Here is a 26088-nt window from a genome sequence, read left to right on the forward strand (position 1 = left end):
GTCAGTCCTTTACCGCTCCACCGAGCCCCGACACGAGTCGGCGCTGTACGAGTACGAAGAACACCAGCACCGGAATCGTCATCACCGTGGAGGCGGCCATCACGCCGCCCCAGTCCGGGTCGTCGGGCTTGTAGAAGACCAGCAGGGCCATCGGCAGCGTCGACTGGGAAGTGTCACTGATGATGAACGACTTGGCGAACAGGAAGTCGTTCCAGGCCGAGATGAAGGAGAACACGCTCGTGGCCACCAACCCCGGGAAGACCAGCGGGAAAAGGATCTGCCACAGGAATCGCGACCGGCTCGCCCCGTCGATGTACGCGGCCTCCTCCAGCGCCTCCGGAACGGCCTTCACAAAGCCCCGCAGCATCCAGATCGCGAAGGGCAGCGAGAAGGCGATGTGCGGCAGGATCAGGGCACCCAGCGTGTTCAGCTGCCCGAAGTCCCGCATGAGGAAGAACAGCGGGATGGTGAGCGCTTCCACGGGCACCATCTGGGCCACCAGGAACATGATCAGCAGGGTGGTCCGGAATCGGAACCGGAATCGGGTCACCGCGGTCGCCGCGAGAAACGCGATCAGCGCCGAGACGACGACCACCGAGCAGGCGACCACAAGGCTGTTGAGAAAGTAACGGCCGAATTCCTGCTGCCCGAAGACCCGCCGGAAGGAGTCCAGGGACGGGTCGAGCGTCCAGGGCCGAGGCTCGGTCGACTCGATCTCGCCGGCCGGTTTGAAGGCGCTGAGCACCATCCAGTAGAGGGGGAAGGCGACGACGGCCGCGATCAGCAGCGCCGACACCTCGGCGGCCAGCCGCCAGGGCCGCCGTACAAGCCGGTGGACAACGTTGCCGGACATCACAGTTCCTCCCCCTGCCTGCGCAGCAGCCGCAGGTACACGAGCGTCACGGCGAGCAGGATCAGCAGCATCACGATCCCGATCGCCGAGCCGAGGCTGTACTGGGAGGAGGCGAAGGCCTGTTGGTAGGCGTAGACGTTGAGGGTGAGGTTCTGGCCGGCGATACCGCCGCCGTTCGTCATCACGTAGATCTGCGTGAAGACCTTGAAGTCCCAGATGACCGACTGGATGGTGACGACCACCAGGATCGGGCGGAGCATCGGCGCCAGCACCGAGCGCCAGATACGCAGTTGGGACGCGCCGTCCAGGGCAGCCGCCTCCAGCACCTCGGCCGGTACGGCGCGAATCCCCGCGTACACCGTGACCATCACGAACGGGAAGGAGCACCACACCACTTCGAGCAGCACCAGGAAGAAGGCGCTCAGCCGGCCGTACGTCCATGAGTGGTCGCCTAGGCCCAGCACCCGGTTGACGGGCCCGAAGTCGGGGTCGAACAGCAACAGCCAGACGGTGGACCCGGTGACCGCTGGCGTCGCCCACGCCCCGAGCGCCGCCAGCATCAACGCGAGCCGGGGCAGCGCACGGACACGAGTCAGCAGCACGGCGAGAGCGCACCCGACGGAGAGCGTGGACACCACACAGGCCGCCGCGAAGAGCACGGTCGCCAGCAGCACCCGCCAGAACTGGGAGTCGGAAAAGATCTCCCGGTAGTTGGCGAACCCCTCGAAGGTGGTCGGTCTGCCACCGCTCACCTGCGCCTGGGTGTAGTCGAAGAAGGAGATCAACCCAAGCTGATAAATGGGGTAGAGAAGAAGCCCACCGAGGACGACAAGGGCGGGCGCGAGATAGAGCCAGAGGGTGGCTTTCTGACGCCGTGCACCCCCACCCCCCAAGGGGCGCGGGGAACTGCGCGACAAGCCACGACCCACCCGCACCCGCCGACGCTCGTCAACCCCCGAGCTACTGGGCGCTGTCACCTGAGTCACCCGACAGACCCAAACGCGTCATCCATCTTCTTCGCCGCGTCGGCCGAGGCGGCAGCAACACTCTTCTTGCCGCTGACGATCTCCTGGAACATCGTCGGCAGCACCAACGACGAGTCGATCTGCGCCCACGCGGGCGACGCGGGCACGAACTTCGTCCCCGAGGCGAGCGTCTTCACGAACGGCGCGACGAACGGCTGCTTCTTGGCCACCGCGTCCCGCGTGTCCGCGAACGTCGGCAAGAAGCCCATCGCGTCGAAGAGTTCGGTCTGCGTCTGCTTGGAGGCGAGCGCCTCCATGAGGTCGACCGCGAGCGTCCGATGCGAAGTGCTGTTCAGCACACCGAGGTTGTTCCCGCCCGCGAACGCCGGTGCGACCGAGCCGGCGGTGACACCCGGCAGCGGTACGACCGCGTACTTGCCCTTCACCTTGCCGGCCTCGACGGCCGTGTGGCTGAAGTCGCCGCCGATCACCATGCCGGCCTTGCCCGCGGCGAAGGCGGTGACGCTGTCGTTGCCGCCCATGCCCGCGCACTTGGCGGCGGGACAGTTGTCGTCGCCGAAGAGCGAGGTGTAGGCCTTGATGCCCTTCTGGGAGGCGGTGCTGTCGATGGCGGAGGCGTACGATCCGCCCCGGCCGGTGGCGAGTTCGCCGCCGTTGGCCCAGACGAACGGCATCGCGCCGTACGTGTAGGCGCCGCCGACCACGAGGCCGTACAGGTCGGGCTTGGCCGCCCGGATCTCGCGCGCGGTGTCGGCCAACTCGGCCATGGTCTTCGGGACTTCGAGGCCGAGTTCCTCGAAGACGTCGGTGCGGTAGTAGAGGGCGCGGACGCCCACGAAGAAGGGGGCGCCGTACACCTTGCCGTCGACGGTGACGGACTGACGGGCCGTCGGGTCGGTGTCCGACGACTCGTCCCAGGCCGCGAACTCCTTGCTGATGTCGAGGAGTCCGCCGTCGGCGACGTAACCGGCGGTGTCCGTGTTGCCGTACTCGATGACGTCGGGGGCGCTCTTCGGGTCGTTGAAGGCGGCCTTGATGCGCTGGGCGCGGGTCTCGACGGGGATGTACTCGACCTTGACCTCGGCGCCCTTGTGGGCCTTCTCGAAGGAGTCGACGACCGAGGTGACGACCTTCTCCTTCGGGGCGTTGCCGACCTCCTGGAAGAGCCACACGCGCAGGGTGCCGGTCTGCTCGTCCTTGCCGGAGGAGGAGTTGTCCGAGGTTTCTGGGGCACAAGCGGTGGCGGTGAGCCCGGCGAGGACCAGGGCGGCCACGGAGGCGACCAGCCGAGTAGATCGAACAGATCGGACAGAGAGAGTCATCTGGCGTTTCCTCCGGTAAAAGCGTTGCAACATACGCAATGGATGTTTCGCTCTGCACAACACCACGGAGGCTATGGACTACATGGACATGGCCACAAGAGGTCTTGACCACGTCTCCACCACTCTGTGACCGGCCGAAGCACCCTGCGCAACGACAGACAACGCAAAGGTCCCCAGGGCACGCAAAACGCACCCTAGGGACCTCGCTCTACTGAACAACCGGCCAGCGCCCGGCCCTACTTCTTGCCGTCGCCCTTGCCCTCGTCGCCGCCGGAGCCCATGGACTCGTAGATCTCCTTGCACATGGGACACACCGGGTACTTCTTCGGGTCGCGGCCCGGTACCCACACCTTGCCGCACAGCGCAACGACGGGAGTCCCGTCGAGGGCGCTCGCCATGATCTTGTCCTTCTGGACGTAGTGGGCGAAGCGCTCGTGGTCGCCGTCGCCGTGCGAGGTCTGCGGCGCCGGTTCGACGAGGGTCCCCGTACCAGTCCCGCGCTGGGGCTGGGTCTCAGGCTCAAGAGTGCTCATAACGGCAAGGGTACTGAAGGTCACAGCCGTCAGTTGAGCGAAGGGTCGTCCGGGTATGTGGCGACCATCGCCAGTTCGCTGCGCTGGCGTCTGAGCACCTCTCGCCACAGGCGTTCCGGGGACGGCGAGGAGACGTCCCCCGGCTCCGACTCGACGACGTACCAGGCCCCGTCCGTCAGCTCGTCCTGCAGCTGGCCCGGCCCCCAGCCCGAGTACCCGGCGAAGATGCGGAGCGAGCCGAGCGCCTTGGCCAGCAGTTCGGGCGGGGCCTCCAGGTCGACGAGGCCGATCGCGCCGTGCACGCGCCGCCAGCCGAGGGGGGTGCGCTCCCCGGACATCCCGCCGCCGGGGATGACCGCGATGCCGAGCGCGGAGTCGAGGGAGACCGGGCCGCCCTGGAAGACGACCCCGGGGGTGCCGGCGAGGTCCGCCCAGCCCTCCAGGATGTCGCCCACGTCCACCGGGGTCGGGCGGTTGAGGACGACGCCGAGGGAGCCCTTCTCGTCGTGGTCGAGAAGGAGCACCACCGCGCGGTCGAAGTTCGGGTCCGCCAGGGCGGGCGTGGCCACGAGCAGCCGCCCTGTGAGCGAGGACACCTCGGTCATGCCAGACATGATCCCGCATCTTCCCCCGGTGCGGGGAGCCAATCGGGGTACCCGCGTGAACGCAGCTCAGGGCGCATCGGGGCGGAGCGGGCGCATGCCTGCGCCGGTGACCGCATGTGCCCGGCGGCGAACGGTTCGTGTTGTGGCAAAGCTATGACACGGCTGGGCGGCGCTTGGGCTTACAGAAGGGGGGTGTACGGCGATTACCCTGTCTCTTCGGCTCCTGTGCGTGCCTGCACGACCGCGTCCTGCACGACGGGCCCGCCCAACACCCCCGCCCAACTCATCGGAACGCGAGATACATGACGGTCAACGGCACAGACGACGTACTGCTTGTCCACGGCGGCACCCCGCTGGAGGGCGAGATCCGTGTCCGCGGTGCGAAGAACCTCGTACCGAAGGCCATGGTGGCCGCCCTGCTGGGCAGTGCGCCAAGTCGACTGCGCAATGTCCCCGACATCCGTGACGTCCGTGTCGTGCGCGGGCTGCTCCAGCTGCACGGGGTGACGGTCCGTCCGGGCGAGGAGCCCGGCGAGCTGATCATGGACCCGTCGCACGTGGAGAGCGCCAACGTCGCCGACATCGACGCGCACGCGGGTTCGAGCCGTATCCCGATCCTCTTCTGCGGCCCCCTTCTGCACCGGCTCGGACACGCGTTCATCCCGGGTCTCGGCGGCTGTGACATCGGCGGCCGGCCGATCGACTTCCACTTCGAGGTGCTGCGGAAGTTCGGCGCGACGATCGAGAAGCGCGCGGACGGGCAGTACCTGGAGGCCCCTCAGCGGCTGCGCGGTACGAAGATCGCACTGCCGTATCCGTCCGTGGGCGCTACCGAGCAGGTGCTGCTGACTGCGGTGCTGGCGGAGGGCGTCACGGAGCTGTCCAACGCGGCCGTGGAGCCGGAGATCGAGGACCTCATCTGCGTACTGCAGAAGATGGGCGCGATCATCGCCATGGACACCGACCGGACCATCCGTGTCACCGGTGTCGACAAGCTCGACGGCTACAACCACGCGGCCCTCCCGGACCGTCTGGAGGCCGCGTCGTGGGCGTCGGCGGCGCTGGCGACCGAGGGGAACATCTACGTCCGTGGCGCCCAGCAGCGCTCGATGATGACGTTCCTGAACACCTACCGGAAGGTCGGCGGCGCCTTCGAGATCGACGACGAGGGCATCCGCTTCTGGCACCCGGGCGGCCAGTTGAAGTCCATCGCCCTCGAAACGGACGTGCACCCGGGCTTCCAGACGGACTGGCAGCAGCCGCTGGTCGTCGCCCTGACGCAGGCGACGGGCCTGTCCATCGTCCACGAGACGGTGTACGAGTCCCGGCTCGGCTTCACCTCGGCGCTGAACCAGATGGGCGCGCACATCCAGCTCTACCGCGAGTGCCTCGGCGGCTCGCACTGCCGCTTCGGGCAGCGCAACTTCCTCCACTCGGCGGTCGTGTCGGGCCCCACGCGCCTCCAGGGCGCCGACCTGGTCATCCCGGACCTCCGGGGCGGCTTCTCGTACCTCATCGCGGCCCTGGCCGCCCAGGGCACCTCCAGGGTCCACGGCATCGACCTGATCAACCGCGGCTACGAGAACTTCATGGAGAAGCTCGTGGAGTTGGGCGCCAAGGTGGAGCTGCCGGGCAAGGCGCTCGGGTAGGTATTTTCTTTCAGCCCGGCCGGCGTTTGAGGCCATCAGTGACAGCAACGCCAGTGGGGCGGCACCCGAACTCCGGGGGCCGCCCCATTGGCGTGTTACAAGTCCTAGGGCAAGTTACTTGCCCTTGGCCGCTTCCTTCAGCTTGCTGCCCGCGGAGACCTTGACGCTGTAGCCGGCGGGGATGTTGATCGGGTCGCCGGTCTGCGGGTTGCGCGCGGTGCGAGCGGCACGGTGCGTGCGCTCGAAGGTCAGGAAGCCGGGGATGGTGACCTTCTCGTCGCCCTTGGCGACGATCTCACCGACGGTCTCGGCGAACGCGGCCAGCACGGCGTCGGCGTCCTTGCGAGTCACTTCGGCGCGGTCGGCCAGCGCGGCCACCAGCTCACTGCGGTTCATGTCGTTACTCCCGTGTTCTTCTTGCTGTTGAGGCGTGCCCCGCGGCGGAGCCGCACGGTGGGCACAGCGAAGCCGATGTTGCCAGGGTCCTCGGTGGGTCCCCGGACCCGGGTCCGTCGTCGGACCCTCGCGCCCGAAGACGCATCCTGCCCCCACCTGCGGCGGGAAAGCCAATCCGGCACCCCTGGGAGTCACACGAACACCCTTGGGAGTCACCTGGAAAGCGTCACCGGCCGGGGCCGAGCGGGGTGAGTCTGGCCGCCACCCTAGAGCCGCCCGGGGGCGGGGTGCCCCCGACGCGCCGGTACGGGGGCCCGTGGCAACCGTCACATATTGTGCCCGTCTGCCCGTGTGGACGCCTACTCGGCGGCCGCCGCGGCCTTCGCCGCCTCGCGCACCGCACCCGCGACCGCGCCCGCGACCTTGTCGTTGAAGACGCTCGGCACGATGTAGTTCGGGTTCAGCTCGTCCTCGGTGACGACGTTCGCGAGTGCGGTGGCCGCCGCGAGCATCATCTCGGTGTTGACCGTGCGGGACTGCGCGTCCAGGAGACCGCGGAAGACACCCGGGAAGACCAGCACGTTGTTGATCTGGTTCGGGAAGTCCGAGCGGCCGGTGGCCACGACGGCCGCCGTCTGGCGGGCGATCGCGGGGTCGACCTCGGGGTCGGGATTCGCGAGCGCGAACACGATCGCGTCGTCCGCCATCGCGGCCACGTCGTCGCCGTCGATGACGTTCGGGGCGGAGACGCCGATGAAGACGTCGGCGCCGCGCACGGCCTCCTTGAGGGTGCCGGTGAGGCCTTCCAGGTTGGTGTTGTCGGCGATCCAGCGCAGCGGGGAGTCCGGGGCGGCGTTCACCAGGTCCGCGCGGTCCGCGTGGACGACACCCTGGATGTCGGCGACGACGGCGGTCTTGACGCCCGCGGCGATGAGCAGCTTGAGGATGGCCGTACCGGCCGCGCCGGCGCCGGACATGACGACCCGGATGTCGCCGATCGCCTTGCCCGTGACGCGCAGGGCGTTGGTGAGGGCGGCGAGGACGACGATCGCGGTGCCGTGCTGGTCGTCGTGGAAGACGGGGATGTCGAGGGCCTCGCGGAGGCGGGCCTCGATCTCGAAGCAGCGCGGGGCCGAGATGTCTTCCAGGTTGATGCCGGCGAAGCCCGGGGCGATGGCCTTGACGATGGTGACGATCTCGTCGGTGTCCTGGGTGTCCAGGCAGATCGGCCAGGCGTCGATGTCGGCGAAGCGCTTGAAGAGGGCCGCCTTGCCCTCCATGACCGGCATGGCGGCCATCGGGCCGATGTTGCCGAGGCCGAGGACCGCGGAGCCGTCGGTGACGACCGCGACGGTGTTGCGCTTGATGGTGAGGCGGCGGGCGTCCTCGGGGTTCTCGGCGATCGCCATGCACACGCGGGCGACGCCCGGGGTGTAGATCATCGAGAGGTCGTCACGGTTGCGGATGGGGTGCTTGGACTGCATCTCGATCTTGCCGCCGAGGTGCATGAGGAACGTACGGTCCGAGACCTTGCCGAGGGTGACGCCCTCGATGCCGCGGAGCTTCTGCACGATCTCGTCGGCGTGCGCGGTCGAGGTGGCCGCGATGGTGACGTCGATCCGGAGCAGTTCGTGGCCGGAGGCGGTGACGTCGAGGCCGGTCACCGAGCCTCCGGAGGACTCCACGGCGGTGGTGATCTGGGAGACCGCGGTTCCGCTCGCGGGCACCTCCAACCGGACCGTGATCGAGTAGGAGACGCTGGGCGCCGTTGCCATGGCCGACTTCCTTCTTCACCCTGATGCTTGGTTTGCTGTCCGATCGTCGCACCTACCGTTGAGTAGCTGGTAGCGGGGCCTCGATTGCGAACGTTTTGTTCTCAATACGTTCTTGAACGAAAAGAGGTCCACGTCACCAGGTGACGTGGACCTCTTGTGCCTTACGCGTTCAAGTGGCACCGACCCGCCATGCTCGCCTCGCGGCAAGTGGTCGCTCGTAGCGACGAAGGTTGGGCCCGGGGGCTTGGATCGAGCCGGTGCCACGTCAACGGTAACAAACGATCCCCGTAAGGCAATTCCCATCGGCCACACTCTTGGCATCAGTCACGGAGAAGGTCGGGCACCCCTCGTGCGTCGGGCTCGTCGCGGTCCGCCGACACGACCGTGAGCTGCTGTGTTGCCCGGGTCAGGGCGACGTACAGCACGCGCAGGCCGGCCGGGCTCTCGTCGGCGATCTCCGCCGGGGAGACGACCACAGTGGCGTCGTACTCCAGTCCCTTGGCCTCCAGGCTGCCCAGGGCCACCACGCGGTCGCCCAGGCCCGCCAGCCAGCGGGCCGCCTCCTCGCGGCGGTTCATGGCCACGACGACGCCGACCGTGCCGTCCACGAGGTCCAGGAGACGCGCGGCCTCCTCGCGGACCGACTTGGCCAGCGAACCCCGTACAGCCGTGAAGCGTGGCTCCACGCCCGTCGAGCGGACCGCCCTCGGGGACTCCGAGCCGGGCATCGCGAGGGCCAGGACCTTCGCGGCCAGGTCGGCGATCTCGGCCGGGTTGCGGTAGTTGACGGTGAGGGTGAAGCGGCGGCGGGGGCGGGTGCCGAGGGCCTCGTCCCTCGCCTCGCCCGCCTCGTCGGGGTCGGACCAGGAGGACTGGGCCGGGTCGCCGACGACCGTCCAGGTGGCGTGCCGGCCGCGGCGGCCGACCATGCGCCACTGCATCGGGGTGAGGTCCTGGGCCTCGTCGACGATGACGTGGGCGTACTCGGTGCGCTCCTGGGCGAGGCGCTCGGCGCGTTCGCGCTGCGACTCCTCCCGTACCGGCATCAGTTCTTCGAGGCCGGTGAGGTGGTCCAGGGGGTCCTGGTCGCGCTTCTTGCGGGGGCGGGCCGGGGTGCCGAGGATCGCGTTCAGCTCGTCCAGCATGGCCACGTCGTGGACCGAGAGGCCGTCCCGCTTGAGGGCGCGGGCGACCCGGCGGACCTCGCCCGGGTTCAGGATGCGGCGCGCCCAGCGGCCGAGGCGGCGTTCGTCGGACATGGCCGCGAGGACGGAGGCAGGGGTCAGTTCCGGCCACCAGGCGTCGAGGAACGCGATGAAGTCGTCCTCGGTCGTGATGTCCTCGTCGAAGGAGGAGCGGAGTTCCGCGGCCAGCTCCGGGTCGGTGTGCCGGCCCTGGGCGCCCGAGCGGGCCCACAGGGCGTCCAGGAGGAGCTTGCGGGCGCGGGGACGCAGCAGGTTGACGGGGGCCGTGCCGCTGAGCGCCGACTCGCGGATGCGGGCCAGCTCGGGGGCCTCCAGTTCGATCCGGCGGCCGAAGGCGACGACCCGCAGCCTGGCCGACTGGTCATTGTGTTCGAGGGCGCCCCGCGCGGCCTTCCGCAGCACCTTGAGCATGCGGTACGAGCCCTTGGCACGGGCCACGGCCGGGGAGTCGTACAGAGTCGCCTCGGCGCCGTCGACGAGGGAGCCGATGGCCCGGATGGCGACCTGGCCCTCCTCGCCGAGGGAGGGCAGGACGCCCTCCGTGTACGCCACGAGCAGGGGCGTGGGCGAGACGATCAGGATGCCGCCCGCGTACCGGCGGCGGTCCTGGTAGAGGAGGTAGGCGGCGCGGTGCAGCGCGACGGCCGTCTTTCCCGTACCCGGGCCGCCCTCGACGTACGTCACCGAGGCGGCGGGGGCGCGGATCACCAGGTCCTGTTCGGCCTGGATGGACGACACGATGTCCCGCATGGTGTGGCTGCGGGCCTGGCCGAGGGCCGCCATCAGGGCGCCGTCGCCGATCACCGCGAGCTCGTGGCCGTCCAGGGAGGCCGTCAGCTCGGGGCGCATCAGGTCGTCCTCGACGCCGAGGACCCGCCGGCCCTTGGAACGGATGACGCGCCGGCGGACCACCCGGCCCGGGTCGACCGGGGTCGAGCGGTAGAAGGGCGCGGCGGCCGGGGCGCGCCAGTCGATGACGAGGGGCGCGTACTCCTCGTCGAGGACGCCGATACGGCCGATGTGGAGGGTCTCGGCGATGTCGGCCGTGCTGTCGGGGCGTACGGCCCCTTCCGCGGGCTCCACGGCCGTGTACGCGCCGTCCGGGCCCTTCTTGCCGTCCATGCCCCGCAACAGGTCGATACGGCCGAAGAGGAAGTCCTCGAACTCGTTGTTCAGCCTGTTGAGGTGGATGCCGGCGCGGAACACCTGGGCGTCCCGTTCGGCGAGCGCGCCGGGGGTGCCGACCTGGCCTCGTTTGGCCGCGTCGTGCATGAGGAACTCGGCCTCGTCGATCTTCTCCTCAAGACGCCGGTACACCCGGTCCAGGTGTTCTTGCTCGACGCTGATCTCGCGGTCGCGGACGGAGTCCTGTACTGAGGAGTCCTCGACCGGTACGAGCGCCGTTTCCTGCTGAGCCTGTGCGGCCACCGGGCCCCCTTCTGACGTGCTGGGCAGCCGTCAACCGTACGCGAAAGGGAGGCCGTGAGGCTACGCAACCGCCCCAGGACACCGTACGAGTCTTCGTACAAGGCGTCCTGGGGCGGTCACGGAGCGGTGGACAGGAGTGCTGAAGAGGTCAGGCGTCGACCTCGACGAGCTGCTTGCCGGTGGAGGTGACGACCTCGAAGTGGTCGATCTCGTCGGCGGTGAAGGCCGTTCCGCCGTGGATGTACAGCGGGTTGCGGGCGTCCGCGTTCGTCGAGTCCTTGATGCCGTAACCCCACTTCGGGACGGACCAGTTGGACATCGTCTCGCGCGAGCCGTCCTTGCCGACGACGATGAGCGAGCACTTCAGCGGGCCCTTGACGCCGGCCAGCTCCAGGACCGCGCCGACGCCCCAGGCCTTCGAGTCCATCGCCACGGTCGCGGTGACCTTGGAGGTGGGATCGGTGGCCGAGACCCGGTCGGTCATGAGTGCGAAGGCTTCCTGGGCGGAGCCGGTGGCCTTCGCGACCGACGACGACGGCGCGGGCGCGGCCGTGTTGTCGGTGTTGCCGCTGGTCGTCGCGAACACCGTGGCCGGGCCGCCGATGATGAGGGCTGCCGCGGCGGCCACCATGTAGAAGCTGCGCCGACGCTTGCGCGCACGCCGTTCCGCGACCTCGTCGACCAGTCTGGTCGACAGTTGCGGACTTGGGCGGGCGGACAGCGACTCGCCGATGGCCGGGGATCCCTGGGCACCGGGCAGGTCCGCGAGGGCGGCCAGCATCGGTTCCATCCCGGCCAGCTCGTCGAGCTGCTGGGCGCACCACTCGCAACCGGCGAGGTGCGCCTCGAAGGCCGTGGCCTCCGCGTCGTCGAGGATGCCGAGGGCGTAGGCGCCTACGGTTTCGTGTTCGTTCGGTCCCTGGGAACCCTGCATTCCTCGCATGGAACCAGGACTACCCGCTCCGAACCCCCCGTAAATGCTCATGCCGTCACCCCCCGCTCCTCCAGTGCGAGCTTCATCGAACGCAGGGCATAGAACACCCGTGAGCGCACCGTTCCGCTGGGTATGCCCAGCGTTTCGGCGGCTTCGTTTACGGTACGCCCCTTGAAGTAAGTCTCGACCAGGACCTCCCGGTGGGCCGGGGTCAGGTCGTCCAGCGCGTCCGACAACGTCATCAGCCACAACGCCTTGTCGATCTCGTCCTCCGCGGGGATGACCTCCAGCGGCGACGGGTCCACCTCCTGCGGCCGGGCCTGCCGGCTGCGGTGGCCGTCGATGACGATGCGCCGGGCGACCGTCACCAGCCAGGGGCGTACCGAACCGGTTGCTCGATTGAGCTGACCGGCGTTCTTCCAGGCACGGATGAGGGTCTCCTGCACGACGTCCTCGGCTCGCTGCCGGTCTCCGGCGACCAGCCTGAGGACATATGCCAGGAGGGGCCCTGCGTGCTCTCGGTACAGCGCACGCATCAAGTCCTCGTCGGGTTCCGAGGGCTGGGACATGCGATGTCGGGCCCTCGGTGCTCGTTCATTGGCCACGACGGAATCCTTGCGCACGCCCACCTCCGCTGTCCCGGGTTCCCCCAGTCGGTCGCTCCCCCCGAGGTACGGAAGGCGGGTGCGGGATGTTCAACGCGCGAACACAACTTTCTTTATCTGGACGAGACGTGAGGGACAAGGGAGCACATTCCTGCCGCAAGTGCTTTACATTTTCGCCACATTGGCAAGATCGCGGCAGTGCCCGCGGCGCGCCGACTGGAAACTCACGTGTAACCAACATCACTGCAACCCGCGGGAGTTGGTGGGCCCGATTCCGCCCGAGAGGCCCGCTATGAGCGAACTGTGAACGGATCGCACCTGACTCACGAAGGGTCTACGCGCGTGCGAGTGCGGCCCGTCGGCGGTGCCTCGCGACCCGCTCCCGGTTGCCGCAGATTTCACTGGAACACCATCTGCGCCGTCTGCCCCGGGAGGTGTCGAGGTAGACGATCGGGCAGTTGTCGCCCTCGCACTGGCGCAGACAGGCGCGTGCCACGGGGTCGGTGAGCAGCTCCACGGCGTCCCGGGCGACGACGCCGAGCAGGGCCGCGCAGTCGGGCGGCCCGTGCAACTCCCGTACGAGGGTGCCGTCTTCGGCGCAGACCGCGCGGGGTGCCGGGGGCGCGGGGCGGGCGAGGTCGTTGAGGCGGTCGAGAAGAGGCGGGTCGACGACTGCGGGGCTCCGCACCAACCGGCCGACGAGGTCCCGGAGTTCACGGAAGTGGGCCACCCAGGAGTCGTCGGCGTGGTGGAGCGGGGTGCCCGGCGGCACGAGCCCCGACCCGGCGATCCAGGCGCGGAGCGGCTCGACGGCGCCGATCCGCTCATCGGGGTGGGTGGTCGCGAGCAGGTCCAGGCAGATCCGCCCGGCGTCGAAACGCAGCTCGTACGAGGCTGTGGCCACGGTCGTCTCCGATGCGGATGCCAGTGACGGGGGCAGGGGGAACCGTTGCCTCTACAGTGCCTGCCCGCTGCCACAGCCGGAACCCCTCGGCTCGGCGAAACGCTCGGCGGGTTGCTCGGCGGGTTGCTCCGCGGGATGGGCGGTTCCTTCGCCTGCGGGCCCGGGGGTCGCTCCGCGGGACGGGCGGTTTCTTCGTCTGCGGCCCGGTGGGGGTCGCTCCGCGGGAGGGGCGGTTCTTTGTCCGCGGCCCGGTGGGGGCTGGTCGCGCAGTTCCCCGCGCCCCTTTCGGGCGCGTTGCGCCCGGGGCGCCGGTGGTCGTGCCCCGTCAGGGGCGCGGGGAACTGCGCGGGCGGCCCCACCGAGCCGCAGACGAAGAAACCACGCATCGCCCCCCCGATAGGGGCGCGAGGAACTGCGCGACAAGCCCCCACCGGCGCGCGGACGAAGAAACCACACGTCACCCCCGATAGGGGCGCGAGGAACTGCGCGACTGGCCCCCACCGGCTCGCAGACGAAAAACCCACGCGTCACCCCCCGATAGGGGCGCGGGGAACTGCGCACTCAGCCCCCACCGGGCCCGCGGACGAAGAAACCGCCCATCCCGCGGAGCTACCCGTCGGAGTACTTCGCGTCCGCTGCCGGGTCCAGGGCCAGGCGGTAGCCGCGTTTTACTACCGTTTGGATGAGTTTGGGGGCGCCCAGGGCCGTGCGCAGGCGGGCCATCGCTGTTTCCACCGCGTGTTCGTCACGGCCCGCTCCCGGCAACGCGCGGAGCAGTTCCGCCCGGGCCACCACCCACCCCGGGCGGCGGGACAGGGCCCGCAGGAGGGACATGCCGGCCGGGGGGACCGGGCGTAGCGCGCCGTCCACCAGGACCGCGTGGCCCCGGATCTCCACCCGGTGGCCCGCGATGGGCAACGCCCGTGCACGGGCCGGGAGTTCCTGGCACAGGAGCTGGACCAACGGGCCCAGGCGGAAGCGTTCCGGAGACACCGTGTCCACGCCTTGGGCCTGGAGCGGCAGTGCCGTGACCGGGCCCACGCACGCGGGCAGCACATCGTGGTGGAGGGCGGCCAGGAGTTCCGGAAGCATGCCCCGGTGCTCCGCCCTGGAGAGGAGCGACGCCGCCGCGGGGGCGCTCGTGAAGGTCAGCGCGTCCAGGCCCCGCGAGACCGTGGCGTCGAGCAGCCGGTCGACGGGGCCGATGTCCTCCGGCGGCATCCACCGGTACACGGGTACGCCGACGACCTCCGCGCCGGCCGCCCGCAACGACTCCACGAAGCCGGGCAGCGGCTCGCCGTGCAGCTGGATGGCGATACGGCGCCCCTCGACCCCCTCCTCCAGGAGCCGGTCGAGCACCTCGGCCATGGACTCGGAGGACGGCGACCAGTCCTCCGTAAGCCCGGCGGCCCGCACCGAGCCCTTGACCTTGGGGCCGCGCGCGAGCAGTTCCACCCCGCCGAGACAGGCGAGCAGGTCGTCGCCGAGCCCCCAGCCGTCGGCGGCCTCGATCCAGCCCCGGAAGCCGATGGCGGTGGTGGCGACGACGATGTCCGGCGCCTGGGCGATGAGCTGCTTGGTGGCCGCGAGGAGTTCACTGTCGTCGGCGAGCTGCACGATCCGCAGAGCGGGCGCGTGCACGACGGCCGCTCCGCGCCGCTGGAGGAGTGTCCCGAGTTCATCGGCCCGACGCGCGGCCGTGACACCCACGGTGAACCCCGCGAGGGGGCCGTGGTCGGGTTGGGCCGGTCGTTCTGGTCGCTGCTCTTCGTCGTACATGGCTCTCGTCCCGCAGTCGGGTCACATCCGGCACTGGCGTGCCGAACGAGCCTGTCAACGGCGCGTGACAGGCTCGGTTCGGATTCATGTCGCTGGTGTTACTTAAGCCGCTTTGGGCCAGTGTCACACCTCGGCGTAGCTGAGCTGCGGCTTCGCCTCGGAGGCTGTGGTTTCTGTGGCCTGTGCGCCTACCGGACGCCGAAGGTATACAGCCCAGGTGACCAGGAAGCACACACCGTAGAAGGCGAGGAAGGCGACGAAGGCACCGGTGCCGGAGCCGACGCTCAGGAAGGACTGGCGGAAGGCGAGGTTGATGCCGAGACCGCCGAGCGCGCCCACCGCACCGATGAGCCCCATGGAGGCACCGGACAGGCGACGGCCGTACGCCGCGGCCTCTTCACCGTCCAGCCCCTTGGCCAGGGCCTTGGCGTGGAAGATGCCCGGGATCATCTTGAACGTCGAGCCGTTGCCGAGCCCGCTGAGGACGAACAGGGCGATGAAGGCCGTGGTGAACAGGGGCAGCGACTTCTCCATGGACGCGAAGACGATGACACCGGTGGCGCCGGCCATGCCGACGTAGTTCCACAGCGTGATCTTCGCCCCGCCGAAGCGGTCGGCGAGCGCGCCGCCCACGGGCCGGATCAGGGAGCCCAGCAGCGGGCCGATGAAGGTGACGTACGCGGACTGGAGCGGCGTACGGCCGAACTGGGTCTGGAGGACCAGGCCGAAGGCGAAGCTGTAGCCGATGAACGACCCGAACGTCCCGATGTAGAGGAAGGACATGATCCAGGTGTGGGCGTCCTTGACGGCGTCCTTGGCGGCGCCGGTGTCGTTCTTCAGGGACGTGATGTTGTCCATGTAGAGGGCGGCGAGCACGGCGGCGATGACGATGAACGGGATGTAGATCCCGAGGAGTACGCGCGGTCCGCCGCTCGCGCCGATGACCGCGAGGCCGATGAGCTGCACGACCGGGACACCGATGTTGCCGCCGCCCGCGTTGAGGCCGAGCGCCCAGCCCTTCTTGCGGAGCGGGAAGAAGGCGTTGATGTTGGTCATGCTGGAGGCGAAGTTGCCACCGCCGATGCCGGCGAGCATGGCACAGACGAGGAACGTGCCGAAGGACGTGCCCGGCTCCATCACGATGAACGCCGCGATGGTGGGGATGAGCAGGAGCGACGCGGAGACGATGGTCCAGTTCCGGCCACCGAAGAGGGCGACGGCGAAGGTGTAGGGGACGCGGACGACGGCGCCGACGGCCGTGGCCATCGACACGATGAAGAACTTGTCGGCCGGGGTGAGTCCGTACTCCGGTCCCATGAACAGCACCATCACGGACCACAGCGTCCAGATGGAGAAGCCGATGTGCTCGGAGAGCACGGAGAAGAACAGGTTGCGGCGGGCGACCTTCTCGCCGGTCGCGTTCCAGAAGGCCTCGTCCTCGGGATCCCAGTGCTCGATCCAGCGGCCTCCCCTGCCGGGTGCGGGGGCTGAACTAGGGGCTGTCATGACGCCTCCACGGTGGTCCGGGGCTCGGGTGGTTCTCTTTGGGGTGCTGAGCGGTGATGAGTCCCGAAGGTAGGCAGGGCGCGTTTCCGCACTGTGGCTGTGGGTGACCGGAAGGGAACTTTGCTCTCACCCCGCGAGGAGGTGGGATGAGAGGTTACGCAGACGGAGGTCACGGCCAGAGCACGACGGGCCACTCCTGGGGGTCCCCGTGCCCCGCTATTCTCTAGCGGACCCCACACAGGGAACGGGAGAGTCCATGTCCGCGGAGTCCAGGTCCGGCAGGCCCAAGGCCGAGCCGGCGAAGCGCACCTTCGCTGGGAACGTGCGCTTCGCTGTGGCGTTCGTTCTTGTCTTCGCGACGACGATGGGCGGGGCGTTCGCTTGCGTGTACCTGATGCTGAGGCTGGGGGACTCCGCGCCTCTGTCGTCCCTGATTCATGAAGACGGGCAGGGTGCCCTGATCATCGGCGGAATCGCTATCGGCGGGGCTCCAGGGCTGTTCCTGCCGTTGATTCTGATCGCCATGGTGTGGGGCACCGGGGACGATCCCCGGATGGGGGCGGGTTCGGCTGCGAAGAAGGTTCTCTGGCTGATCCTCTTCGACGTCTACGTGTTCGTCCTGGCCATCGTCGTGTCCCAACTGGGGTGGCTCCTGCCCCAGCAGATCACCACCTTCGTCGCGGTCTGCGTCATCGGCTTCAGCTGGTTTCCGCTGATGCTGTTCCCCTGGGAGAAGATCGGCCTGGGCGGTGTGATCAAACGCCGTCCCTCGGTCTCACTCCAGAAGGACTGAGTCCGCCAGCTCGTCGGCGATCTTCTCCAGTTCCTCGCCGAACCCCAGGGTCGACCACAGCAACCGGCACTCCAGCGCCGTGGGGTGCGCATGCGGCAGTACGTAGTGGGCCACGCCCTCCACGATCGTGCCGCTGTCGGCGTCCGGCGCCGTCGGCTCCAGCCGGTGGACCCTGAGGGCCGGTCCCAGCGGCAGTTCGACCTCTGTGAGGCCCTGCTCGCCGAAGTACGGACCCTCCGCGCGGGCCGCCTCTGCGCGGAAGGCGGCGACGGAGAGGGACTCCGGCGGGATTCTCAGCTCCCGGACCGTGTACGAGGCGATGACCGCGCTCTCCGGTGGAGCCAGCACCGCCGCGCACAGCGCCCGCTGCCGGACCGCCACCGCCCAGTACCAGAGGACGTCCGTGGCGAACGCGTCGCGCAACTCGACGGGCGAGTCCTCGGCCAGGTGCTCTGCCGCGACCTCACGGGCCCAGGCCTCGGGGTCCTCCGTACGCAGGTCCAGTACCAGCCAGTTCCGCGGGGCGGGCAGCACGACCCGGCACTGCCGCCAGTCGTTCGTGAGCATGGACGTCACCTCCCGGCCAGCGAGGCGTCGGACCCGGTGACGTCGATCTCCGGGTCGCCGCCGAACAGCCCGGCGAAGCTCATGGCATCGGATGTCGCCCCCGTCGCCGTACCACCGAGCGACACCGAGTTGTACGCGATGGCCTGCTTGAAGGCGTCGGGCGTACCGATGATGGCGAGATCCGCCGCGTCGATGTTCTTCATGCGTCCGAGTTCGTCGACCAGGCCCGGTCCCCCGTACAGGCTGGCCACGCCGCGCACTCCCGCCGTGTCATAGGCGTTGCGGAACGCGGCTGCGTTGTCGCTTCCCCTGAACAGTCCCCGCCAGTTGCTGCCGATCGTGCTCAGGTCGTCCGCGAAGGACCTCGGCAAGCCCTTGAAGGCGGCTGCCAGCGACACGTCGGGCAGCACCACGTTGTCGACGGCTCCGGCGCGCGGCCCGACCATCGACTCGACGAGCGCACGCGCCGCGCGCGAGTTCATTCCCGGGTTCCACGCGCGGACGTACTGATTCGCGGCATTCCAGACCCGGCTGCGCCCGACGGTGGCCGCGAGTTTCGAGCCCGTGGTGAAGACGCGTCCGATGCCGAACGTCGCGAGTCCGAGGGCGTCGATCGCCACATCGCCCCACGACCCGTCGCCGTTGATGGCGAGCAGGACGTGACAGACGAGTGAGACGACCGTCATCACCAAAGCGATCGTGCCCAGCACCCCTGCGAGGGCTTGGCCGATGATCGGGATCCAGCCGACCGCCAGCGCCGCGATTCCGCAGACAGCCGCAATCGCCCCGGAGATCTCACTGATGATCTTCAGTGAGTCCCGCAGATCATCCAGCCACCCGTCGTTGAGACCGTCGCCCTCCGTCGTGTCGTGGATCGCCTTGGCCGCCTTGTCGCCGGCCTCCTTGTGGCGGGTCTTCACCGCGGCCAGCTGTCCGCGCAGGTCGGCCAGGCCGTCCTGGAGGTCGGTCACCTTCTTGTCCAGCTTCTTCTGGTCGCCGTCCGTGGTGCCCTTGGGCGGGCTGTCGGCGCCGGACCTGGCCGTGGTCAGGTCGCCGCTCTTCGTCTCCGCGTCACGCAGGAGCTTGTCGGCGTCCTCCTGGATGGTCTCCAGGTCGGTGTAGTACGTCTTCAGGGCGGACGCCGCGTCGGCGTAGCGGTCGTGTGCCTTGCCGACCGTCTTCGCCGTGTCGCCCGCCTTCTCCGCGAAGGCCTTTCCGGCCTCGGAGTCCCAGCTCTCCAGGTTCCCGAGCCGGCGCAGCGCCTCGGTGGTCTCGGTGATGGTCTTGGCGGTGGCCTCGAACCGGCGTGCGAGGGCCTGGAGGTCGTGGACGTCACCGGGCACCGGGTCACCGCTCTCCCCGAGCACCTCCCACCGGTTGTCCGCCGGGCGGCTCACTTCTTCTTCCCCTTGCCCGTCAGGGCGTCGTACAGGGCGGTGTCGAGTTCCTTGTACGCCTTGGCGGACTCGTGGGCGACGTTCCCGAGGCCCTGGATCTCCTCGATCATCTTCTTGCGGTTGTCGTCCCAGCCGTCCGAGAAGTCCTGCAGCCGCTCGTGGAGCTGCTGGTGCCCGACGGTACGGCGGTCGTACGCGTCCATGAGCTTGTCGAGCCCTTCCAGCTCGGTCGCCACCGTCCGCAGACCGGAGCCGGCCTTCTCCAGGTCGGCCGTGTCGACCCTCAGTCGCTCGCCCATCCCTCTGCTTCCTCCCCGTTGAGTACCGCGTGTTCCGCATCGCTGGTTCTCTGCCAGCGCAGAGTCCCGGCCACCGCGTCGAACAGCCCCACCATGGCGTCCGCGACGGGCTCCAGCGGAGTGCTGAACGTCAGCATCAGCACCTCGTCGCGGTCCGGGACCGGGACGAAGTACTCGACGATGGTGTCCTCGAACTCGGAGCCCAGCTTCCGCGTCTGCTTCGACCGCTCGCGCCGGACCAGCCGGGCCGCCCGGCCGACGAGCAGCCTCGTCAGCTCGACCTCACCCGAACCGGCGAGCGCGGCGACGGCGTCCAGGCCGTCGAACCTCCGGTGGAGGTGGGAGACGAGGAGGGAGGCGGACAGCGGGATGCCGCCGACCTCCAGGAACGACAGGTACAGCACGACGCCGCCTTGCTCGACGCCCGCCTCGGCCGTGTCGAGGAGCTGTTCCGCGGTCCTGCGGCGCAGGATCGGCTGGTCGTCGACGCCCGCGAACTGTCGCTTGATCAGGGCGTTCACGGACGCTTCGAGGCGTTCTCGGGGCTGGAGCGGGATGCGGTACCAGTCCTCGGGCGTGACCAGTCCGAAGACCGGCGCGCGCCCGGGAGACGGCTCTGTCGACGTCGGTGCCTTGCTCAACTTCGTTCTCTCGCTCGACAAAAAGGGGTGCCGGGGGCAGCGACACGTTAGCGGGACGCGAGGGGCAGACACCAGGGCGAATCATGGGCCGCCCTTTACTTTCACCGCGTGCACGCGACACAGAGCGGCCCGGCACCCGTCAGCGTGCCGGGCCGTTCCCGCGCCCCCTCCCTCAACCCTTCCGTCGCCCTCCCCCACGCTTCGCCCCGTTAGGCCACAGCCGTGGGCTTCGCTTGGCGGCCACGTCCTCGATCCAGCCCAGGGACAGGATCGTCAGGCCGATCAGGGGCCAGACCAGGACGAACATCCACAGGTTGTACGTCGTGTCCAGCGCGGACACCATCCCCTCGTTCATGAAGGGGAGTTCGTACAGGCGGTCGATCAGGGGAACCGTGGCCATGATCAGGAGGTTGTGCCACAGATAGATCGTGACGGCCCTGTTGTTGGAGAGGGTGACCAGCTTGTCCCACTTCGCCAGGCGGCCCGGCAGTTCCTGCCACGACGGGGAGTACTGGAGCAGGATCACCACGAACCCGAAGGACCAGGTCGCCTGGGCGAGCGGGATGTCGTTGAGGTCCCAGCCGTCGGGGCCCTTGTGGCCCGAGGCCCACCAGATGCCGAAAGCCATGAGCAGGGCCGCGCCGGACACGGACAGATAGCGCGGGATCTTCTTCAGCAGACCCTCGTGGTGGGCGAAGCCCAGCACCCAGCAGCCGCCGAACATCGCGAAGTCCGTCACCGCGTTGCCGGTCTCCCCGGGGATCTTCACCAGGCCCGTGCCGACCACCGCCGTCAGGGCCAGCGGGGCGAGCAGCGTCGCCCACGGGAGCCGACGGAACGCCCACAGCAGGAGCGGCGAGGCGATCACGAACCACAGATAGGCCCGCAGGTACCAGAGCGGGCCCGCCGCCTGGACCGCCCAGGTGTTCTCCAGCACGCCCGACTTGGAGCCGAGGCTCCAGGGGTAGGGCGGGGCGCCGATCGGGACGATGTAGTTGAGGAGTTCGACCAGACCCCAGGTGCCGCCGTGGTCGGGATCCTTGGTCGGATTCCAGCCGCCGATGAACATCAGCGTCAGCGCCACCGCGCTGAACGCCCACAGCGGGGGCAGCAGGCGCCTGATCCGGCCCCTGATGACCCCGAGCGCCGGGCGCTTCAGGGAGCGGGCCATCAGCGAGCCCGCCAGCGCGAACATCACGCCCATGGAGGGGAACAGGATCGTCAGCCACGCCCAGCCGAACAGGTGGTAGACGACCACTCGGACCAGGGCGATGCTGCGGAGCAGGTCCAGGTAGCGGTCGCGGCCGGGCTTCTTCGCCGGGGCTGCGGCGGGCGGTTCGTCCGCCGTCTGCTGGAGGGGGATGTCGTACGTCGGCGAGGACGTCGCGTCCGTCGCCGGGGGTGGCTGGGTCATCCCACGGGCCTCCTGTTGTCGCTGCCGCTCGTCCGGGCGGCCGGTACGGCGTCGGGGGCCGAGCCGACGACTCCGGTGCGCCGCAGCTTCTGCCAGCGCAGCCGGCCGCCGGTGAGGGCGGTGATCCAGGACTGGAGCAGGACGACGTACATGAGCTGGCGGTAGAGGATCTGTTGCAGGGGCAGTGAGATCAGGTGGGTCATCTTCTCGCGGTCGAGGCGGAACGCGTAGGCCGCGCAGATCAGTTGGACGGCCAGGACGCCCAGCCAGGCGAAGACGGTCTTCTCGGTCGGGCCGAACACCAGCCCGTAGAGCAGGAACACGTCGATCAGGGGGGCCAGCAGCGGGGCCACCACCATGAAGAGAGAGACGAACGGGAGGCCGACGCGGCCGAAGCGGCCCGAGGGACCCCGTTCGATCACGGAGCGGCGGTGCTTCCAGATCGCCTGCATGGTGCCGTACGACCAGCGGTAGCGCTGGGACCAGAGCTGCTGGACGGATTCCGGGGCCTCGGTCCAGGCGCGGGCGTTCTCCGCGTACACGACCCGCCAGCCGTCGCGGTGCAGGGCCATCGTGATGTCGGTGTCCTCTGCGAGCGTGTCGTCGCTCATCCCGCCGACCCGCTTCAGGGCCGAGCGGCGGAACGCGCCCACCGCGCCGGGGATCGTCGGCATGCAGCCCAGGACGTCGTACATACGGCGGTCCAGGTTGAAGCCCATCACGTACTCGATGTGCTGCCAGGCGCCGATCAGGGAGTCCTTGTTGCCGACCTTGGCGTTGCCTGCGACGGCGCCCACGCGCGGGTCGCCGAACGGCTGGACGAGTTCACGGACGGTGCCCGGCTCGAAGACCGTGTCGCCGTCCATCATCACGATCAGGTTGTAACGGGCGTTCGCCACACCTCTGTTGAGGGCGGCGGGCTTGCCCGCGTTGAGCTGGCGCACCACGCGTACGTTCGGCAGGCCCATGTTCTCGACGATGCGGGCCGTGCCGTCGCTCGACCCGTCGTCGATGACGATCACCTCGATGGGATGCTCGCTCCGCATCAGTGACCGCACGGTGGCCTCGATGCACTTGGCCTCGTTGTACGCCGGGACCAGCACCGACACCGGTTCGGTGATCGGCGGGCCCCAGCTGAAGTCGGGGCGGCGGGTGCGGCGGGCGTGCAGGACGGAGAGCAGCAGCATCAGGCCGAAGCGGGCGAACACGAGGACGCCGATGATCGCCAGACCGACGACCAGTACGGAGGTGATCCCGTCGGAGGCCCGGACCAGGAAGGTCCACGCCTTGCCCTTGGCCAGTTCGACGCCCGCGACCGGGGTGTGCGCGCTGGGCGCGTCCAGGGCCTCGGTGAGGTTCTGGAGCTCGTACCCCTTCTTCTTCATGTCGGGCAGGAAGCGGTCCAGGGCCTCGACGGTCTGGTGCCGGTCGCCGCCGGAGTCGTGCATGAGGACGATCGCGCCCTTGCCGCCCTTGGGGGTGGCCTGGCGGATGATCGCGTCGACACCCGGCTTGCGCCAGTCCTCGCTGTCCGTGTTGTTGACGACGGTGATGTAGCCGCGCTTGCCGATGTACTCGGTGACCGGCCACGACTTGTTGTCCATGGCGTCGGCGAAGGAGGAGTACGGCGGCCGGAACAGCGACGTGCGGATGCCCGCCGCGCCGGCGAGCGCCAGCTGGTTCTGGGACAGCTCCCAGTCGATCCGCTTCTTCGACTGGAGGGAGAGGTCGGGGTGGTTGAAGGTGTGCAGCCCCACCTCGTGCCCCTCGTCCACCATCCGCCGTACGAGTTCCGGGTAGCGCGAGGCCATGGTGCCCGTGACGAAGAAGACGGCGTGCGCGTCGTACTTCTTCAGGACGTCCAGGACCTTCGGGGTCCACTCGGGGTCCGGGCCGTCGTCGAACGTGAGGACGAGGCGGTGGTCGGGCATCTGCAGACTGGTGGCCTGGCCGCTTCTGGTGTCGATGACCGGCCCGCCCTCCAGGATCTTCTCCGGCACCCGGTCGGCGGAGGCCTCGGTCTGGATGCGGTGGTCGGCGAGGATTTCGCTGTGCACGTATCCGCGCAGCATCAGCATCGCCATCAGGGCGACCAGGATGAGCGAGGGCAGCAGCAGGCGCATGGGCAGCCGTCGGCGCCGGGCGGCGCCGTTCCGGGCGCCGTGGCGGCGGGTGCGAGATGCCATCAGAGGTGGTTCTCCGGGGACGAGGAGATCAGATCAGAACGGAACGAAGTCAGCGGTCAGCGGGGCGGAGGGTGGTCAGGCCGTCGTGGTCGCCGGTTCCGACGCGGAGACCGGGTCGCCGGCGGAGCCGGTGGCACTCGGTTCGGCCGGGCTCTCGGCGATCGGGGTCGGGTCGGTCGCACCGCCGGCGACCGTGCCACCGTCCGCGCCGCCGTCCGTGGCCGGTGACTCCGACGGATCGGGCGAGGAACCGCCGGTCTCCGACGGGCTCGGCTCGGGCGAGTTGGACACCGTTGCGGACGGCTCGGGGTCCGGGTCGCTCGACGTGGTTCCCGGGCCGGGCACGGTGGCGCTGGACGAGGGCTTGGGCTCGACGGACGGGCCGGGGTTCGAGGCGCTGGACGAGGCGCCCGGCGTGACGGCGGTGCTCCCCTGCGACGGCGTGACCCCCGAGCTGACCGACGCCTCCGGGGTCGGTGTGACCCCGGCCGAGTCCGACGGCAGCGCCGAATCGGCGGGCAGCGGCGAGGTGTCGACCTTGCCCGCCGGCTGCTCGTCCTGCTGGCCCGGTACCGGCAGCCAGGGCGCGTCCGAGTTGCCGGAGAGCAGGGTGCCGACGATGACGACGGCGTACACGGCGCAGGCGATGCCCACGACGATCCCTATCCGGCGGTAGCGGCGGCTGCGGCGACCGGTCTCGTCGACGAAGACGGGGCCGTCACCCGCACCGGCGTCCGCGCCCTCCTTGGCCTGCCGTACGAGGAGTTCCTCGAGCTGCCGGCCGACGCCGTCGAGCTGGACGGTCACCTCGTGCGGGTCGTGGGTGTGACCGGCCTCCGCGGTGTTCTCCCAGGGACGGTTGGAGAGCGACGCGATCGAATCGGCCGGGCCGGTCGGCCCGCCCGGTTCCGTCGGTCCGCTTCCGCCCTGACGCGGTTGGGCATGCGCGCCTCTGCCTCCGGCTCGCCCGGGGCGCGCCGGTGCCCCGGCGTGTCTCTGCCGGGGAACAGGGCCGGTGCCGCCCGGAGCGACTCCGGGAAGCTGTTGGGTTCCGGACTCGGCCTCGCTGTCGGGCCACTCCGGTTGGGCGTCTTCACGCCACTTCTTCACACGCACGCACATCCCCCCACGGGAACTTTCGGGTGCGCGTACGATTCCGGGTTATTCGTACATCCATGTTCGAACCGGACCCCCATCCGGTCCGAGCGCCCCCATTTATCACACTGCACCCGGGCCTCGAATGTAGCGCACATGGAGGTGCCGTGTTTGCCATGTGTTACTTCTGGGCCGAAATGATATTGAGATCGATGGCCGGAATCCAACCGTCCACCGGCCTACGCAGCCACCCCTCCTCACTCGCGAGCCGAGCCGCAGCCTGCCGAAGGGCGTCGATTCCCGGATGCGACAGCCCCCTCCGCCACACCAACGACACGGGCGAGAACGGGACAGGGTCGACCAACGGTCGCAACACTGTTCGAGTCAGGGCCGGAAAATCCACCACGGCGAGAATCGGACTCCGCATCTTGGCCATGATCCGCTCGAACTCCTCGTCGCCCACGGCAAGCGGAGCGGGTGGCGCGATGTCGATCCCGCGCCCGTCGAAAAGTTGACGTGCGAGATCGGTCCACTCCGTTGTACGGGGGTTTCCCGCACCCGCGTACACGGTCTCCCCCGCCAGCGCGGCCAGCGGCACCTCGGGCAGCGCCGCCAGCCGGTGGTCCTCGGGCAGCACGACCGCCATCGGCTCGTAGCGCACGGGCTGCTGGTCCAGCTGGGCCCGCAGCACCGGATCCAGGCCCGCGAACCGTCCGAACGACGCGTCGAGCCGGCCCGCGAGCAACTCCCCCGCCGCGAAGGCGAGTCCGCTCTCGAACCGGGCCATCAGCTCGCACTCCGGGGCGAGTTCACGCGCCCGGTGCAGCACCCGCCGCCCGGTCACCAGCCCCGGCGAGTTCAGATCGACCAGCAGCGGCCGGGCCTCCCCGAAGGCGGCCAGCAGCTCGTCGTGGGCGGCCAACACCCGCCGGGCGTACGGCAACAGCCGCTCCCCGTCGGCCGACAGCGTCACCCGCCGGGTCGACCGTACGAAGAGATCGACGCCCAACTCCCGTTCCAGGCGCCGGATGTCACGGCTCAGCGCCTGCTGGGCCACGTAGAGGCGGGCGGCGGCGCGAGTGAAGTGCAGCTCCTCGGCGACGGTGACGAAGGCGCGCAGGAGACGGGGGTCGAGGTGGTGCGGGGCGGAGTGGTGCGAGGCGGGCGCGGGCATCCGGCGAACCTACAACAGGAGTGCGTGAATGGGTCGGGAACA

Annotated in this window: 23 protein-coding genes; 2 read left to right on the forward strand and 21 right to left on the reverse strand. The window is 69.4% G+C overall.

The annotated features are described in order from the left end of the window. Window position 1: 1 nt before the first annotated feature. The 5 genes from ACFYXF_RS43050 to ACFYXF_RS43070 form a co-directional block, all read right to left on the reverse strand. Window positions 2-853 (reverse strand): carbohydrate ABC transporter permease, encoded by an 852-nt coding sequence (locus tag ACFYXF_RS43050; RefSeq protein WP_389358145.1) that lies wholly within the window; start codon window positions 851-853, stop codon window positions 2-4. Beyond that, a complete protein-coding gene (locus tag ACFYXF_RS43055; RefSeq protein ID WP_389358147.1) occupies window positions 853-1770 on the reverse strand; it encodes a carbohydrate ABC transporter permease in 918 nt (305 codons plus the stop codon). The genes ACFYXF_RS43050 and ACFYXF_RS43055 overlap by 1 nt, the downstream gene beginning before the upstream one ends. Before the next feature lie 65 nt (window positions 1771-1835). Further along, complete coding sequence (locus tag ACFYXF_RS43060) at window positions 1836-3161, reverse strand: extracellular solute-binding protein (protein WP_389358149.1); 1326 nt, start codon at window positions 3159-3161, stop codon at window positions 1836-1838. 236 nt (window positions 3162-3397) lie between these two features. Next, a complete protein-coding gene (locus ACFYXF_RS43065) occupies window positions 3398-3694 on the reverse strand; it encodes a DUF3039 domain-containing protein (protein ID WP_053741615.1) in 297 nt (98 codons plus the stop codon). A 29-nt stretch (window positions 3695-3723) separates the two neighbouring features. Beyond that, on the reverse strand, window positions 3724-4299 hold the full coding sequence (locus ACFYXF_RS43070; protein ID WP_389358152.1) for a YqgE/AlgH family protein: 576 nt from the start codon (window positions 4297-4299) through the stop codon (window positions 3724-3726). Window positions 4300-4601: 302 nt separating this feature from the next. Between ACFYXF_RS43070 and murA the strand changes: the two genes are divergently transcribed. After that, a complete protein-coding gene (murA, locus tag ACFYXF_RS43075) occupies window positions 4602-5948 on the forward strand; it encodes a UDP-N-acetylglucosamine 1-carboxyvinyltransferase (protein ID WP_235478274.1) in 1347 nt (448 codons plus the stop codon). A 114-nt stretch (window positions 5949-6062) separates the two neighbouring features. Here the strand turns inward: murA and ACFYXF_RS43080 are convergent, their stop codons facing one another. The 8 genes from ACFYXF_RS43080 to ACFYXF_RS43115 all read right to left on the reverse strand — a co-directional run bounded on the left by ACFYXF_RS43080 (window position 6063) and on the right by ACFYXF_RS43115 (window position 16480). Continuing rightward, a complete protein-coding gene (locus tag ACFYXF_RS43080) occupies window positions 6063-6344 on the reverse strand; it encodes an HU family DNA-binding protein (protein ID WP_105974351.1) in 282 nt (93 codons plus the stop codon). Window positions 6345-6703: 359 nt separating this feature from the next. Beyond that, a complete protein-coding gene (locus tag ACFYXF_RS43085) occupies window positions 6704-8119 on the reverse strand; it encodes an NAD-dependent malic enzyme (protein ID WP_389358155.1) in 1416 nt (471 codons plus the stop codon). 320 nt (window positions 8120-8439) lie between these two features. After that, window positions 8440-10752 carry a HelD family protein gene (locus ACFYXF_RS43090; protein WP_389358157.1) on the reverse strand — a complete coding sequence of 771 codons (2313 nt, stop codon included), beginning with the start codon at window positions 10750-10752 and terminating at the stop codon, window positions 8440-8442. 148 nt (window positions 10753-10900) lie between these two features. After that, window positions 10901-11686: an anti-sigma factor family protein gene (locus ACFYXF_RS43095; protein ID WP_389358159.1), complete on the reverse strand. Its 786-nt coding sequence runs from the start codon at window positions 11684-11686 to the stop codon at window positions 10901-10903. A gap of 47 nt (window positions 11687-11733) precedes the next feature. Further along, entirely contained in the window at window positions 11734-12255 is a 522-nt protein-coding gene (locus ACFYXF_RS43100; RefSeq protein ID WP_044471680.1) for a sigma-70 family RNA polymerase sigma factor, read from the reverse strand. Window positions 12256-12625: 370 nt separating this feature from the next. Beyond that, the gene (locus ACFYXF_RS43105; RefSeq protein ID WP_389358161.1) at window positions 12626-13195 is read right to left on the reverse strand and encodes a CGNR zinc finger domain-containing protein; all 570 of its coding nucleotides are present in this window, start codon (window positions 13193-13195) and stop codon (window positions 12626-12628) included. A gap of 609 nt (window positions 13196-13804) precedes the next feature. Next, the gene (locus tag ACFYXF_RS43110) at window positions 13805-14974 is read right to left on the reverse strand and encodes a uroporphyrinogen-III synthase (RefSeq protein ID WP_389358163.1); all 1170 of its coding nucleotides are present in this window, start codon (window positions 14972-14974) and stop codon (window positions 13805-13807) included. A 123-nt stretch (window positions 14975-15097) separates the two neighbouring features. Further along, window positions 15098-16480, reverse strand: coding sequence for a nitrate/nitrite transporter (locus tag ACFYXF_RS43115; protein WP_389358165.1), 1383 nt, complete (start codon window positions 16478-16480; stop codon window positions 15098-15100). 256 nt (window positions 16481-16736) lie between these two features. Between ACFYXF_RS43115 and ACFYXF_RS43120 the strand changes: the two genes are divergently transcribed. Next, window positions 16737-17273, forward strand: a complete 537-nt coding sequence (locus tag ACFYXF_RS43120) for a hypothetical protein (RefSeq protein WP_389358167.1) — start codon at window positions 16737-16739, stop codon at window positions 17271-17273. Here the strand turns inward: ACFYXF_RS43120 and ACFYXF_RS43125 are convergent. The 8 genes from ACFYXF_RS43125 to ACFYXF_RS43160 all read right to left on the reverse strand — a co-directional run bounded on the left by ACFYXF_RS43125 (window position 17256) and on the right by ACFYXF_RS43160 (window position 26046). Next, window positions 17256-17840, reverse strand: a complete 585-nt coding sequence (locus ACFYXF_RS43125) for a hypothetical protein (RefSeq protein WP_389358169.1) — start codon at window positions 17838-17840, stop codon at window positions 17256-17258. The genes ACFYXF_RS43120 and ACFYXF_RS43125 overlap by 18 nt on opposite strands. A 5-nt stretch (window positions 17841-17845) precedes the next feature. Beyond that, window positions 17846-19237, reverse strand: a complete 1392-nt coding sequence (locus tag ACFYXF_RS43130) for a hypothetical protein (protein ID WP_389358171.1) — start codon at window positions 19235-19237, stop codon at window positions 17846-17848. Next, window positions 19234-19536, reverse strand: coding sequence for a hypothetical protein (locus ACFYXF_RS43135; protein ID WP_389358173.1), 303 nt, complete (start codon window positions 19534-19536; stop codon window positions 19234-19236). Before ACFYXF_RS43135 ends, ACFYXF_RS43130 begins: the two co-directional genes overlap by 4 nt. Then, the gene (locus ACFYXF_RS43140; protein ID WP_389358175.1) at window positions 19521-20177 is read right to left on the reverse strand and encodes a hypothetical protein; all 657 of its coding nucleotides are present in this window, start codon (window positions 20175-20177) and stop codon (window positions 19521-19523) included. The genes ACFYXF_RS43135 and ACFYXF_RS43140 overlap by 16 nt, the downstream gene beginning before the upstream one ends. A gap of 172 nt (window positions 20178-20349) precedes the next feature. Then, complete coding sequence (locus ACFYXF_RS43145) at window positions 20350-21591, reverse strand: acyltransferase (protein WP_389358177.1); 1242 nt, start codon at window positions 21589-21591, stop codon at window positions 20350-20352. Then, on the reverse strand, window positions 21588-23777 hold the full coding sequence (locus ACFYXF_RS43150) for a polysaccharide deacetylase family protein (protein ID WP_389358179.1): 2190 nt from the start codon (window positions 23775-23777) through the stop codon (window positions 21588-21590). The genes ACFYXF_RS43145 and ACFYXF_RS43150 overlap by 4 nt, the downstream gene beginning before the upstream one ends. 75 nt (window positions 23778-23852) lie before the next feature. Continuing rightward, window positions 23853-24584, reverse strand: coding sequence for a hypothetical protein (locus ACFYXF_RS43155; protein WP_389358181.1), 732 nt, complete (start codon window positions 24582-24584; stop codon window positions 23853-23855). Window positions 24585-25053: 469 nt separating this feature from the next. Continuing rightward, window positions 25054-26046, reverse strand: a complete 993-nt coding sequence (locus tag ACFYXF_RS43160) for a LysR family transcriptional regulator (RefSeq protein WP_389358183.1) — start codon at window positions 26044-26046, stop codon at window positions 25054-25056. Between the last annotated feature and the right edge of the window lie 42 nt (window positions 26047-26088).

Source organism: Streptomyces sp. NPDC002680, assembly GCF_042889145.1.
Lineage (GTDB): Bacteria > Actinomycetota > Actinomycetes > Streptomycetales > Streptomycetaceae > Streptomyces > Streptomyces adonidis.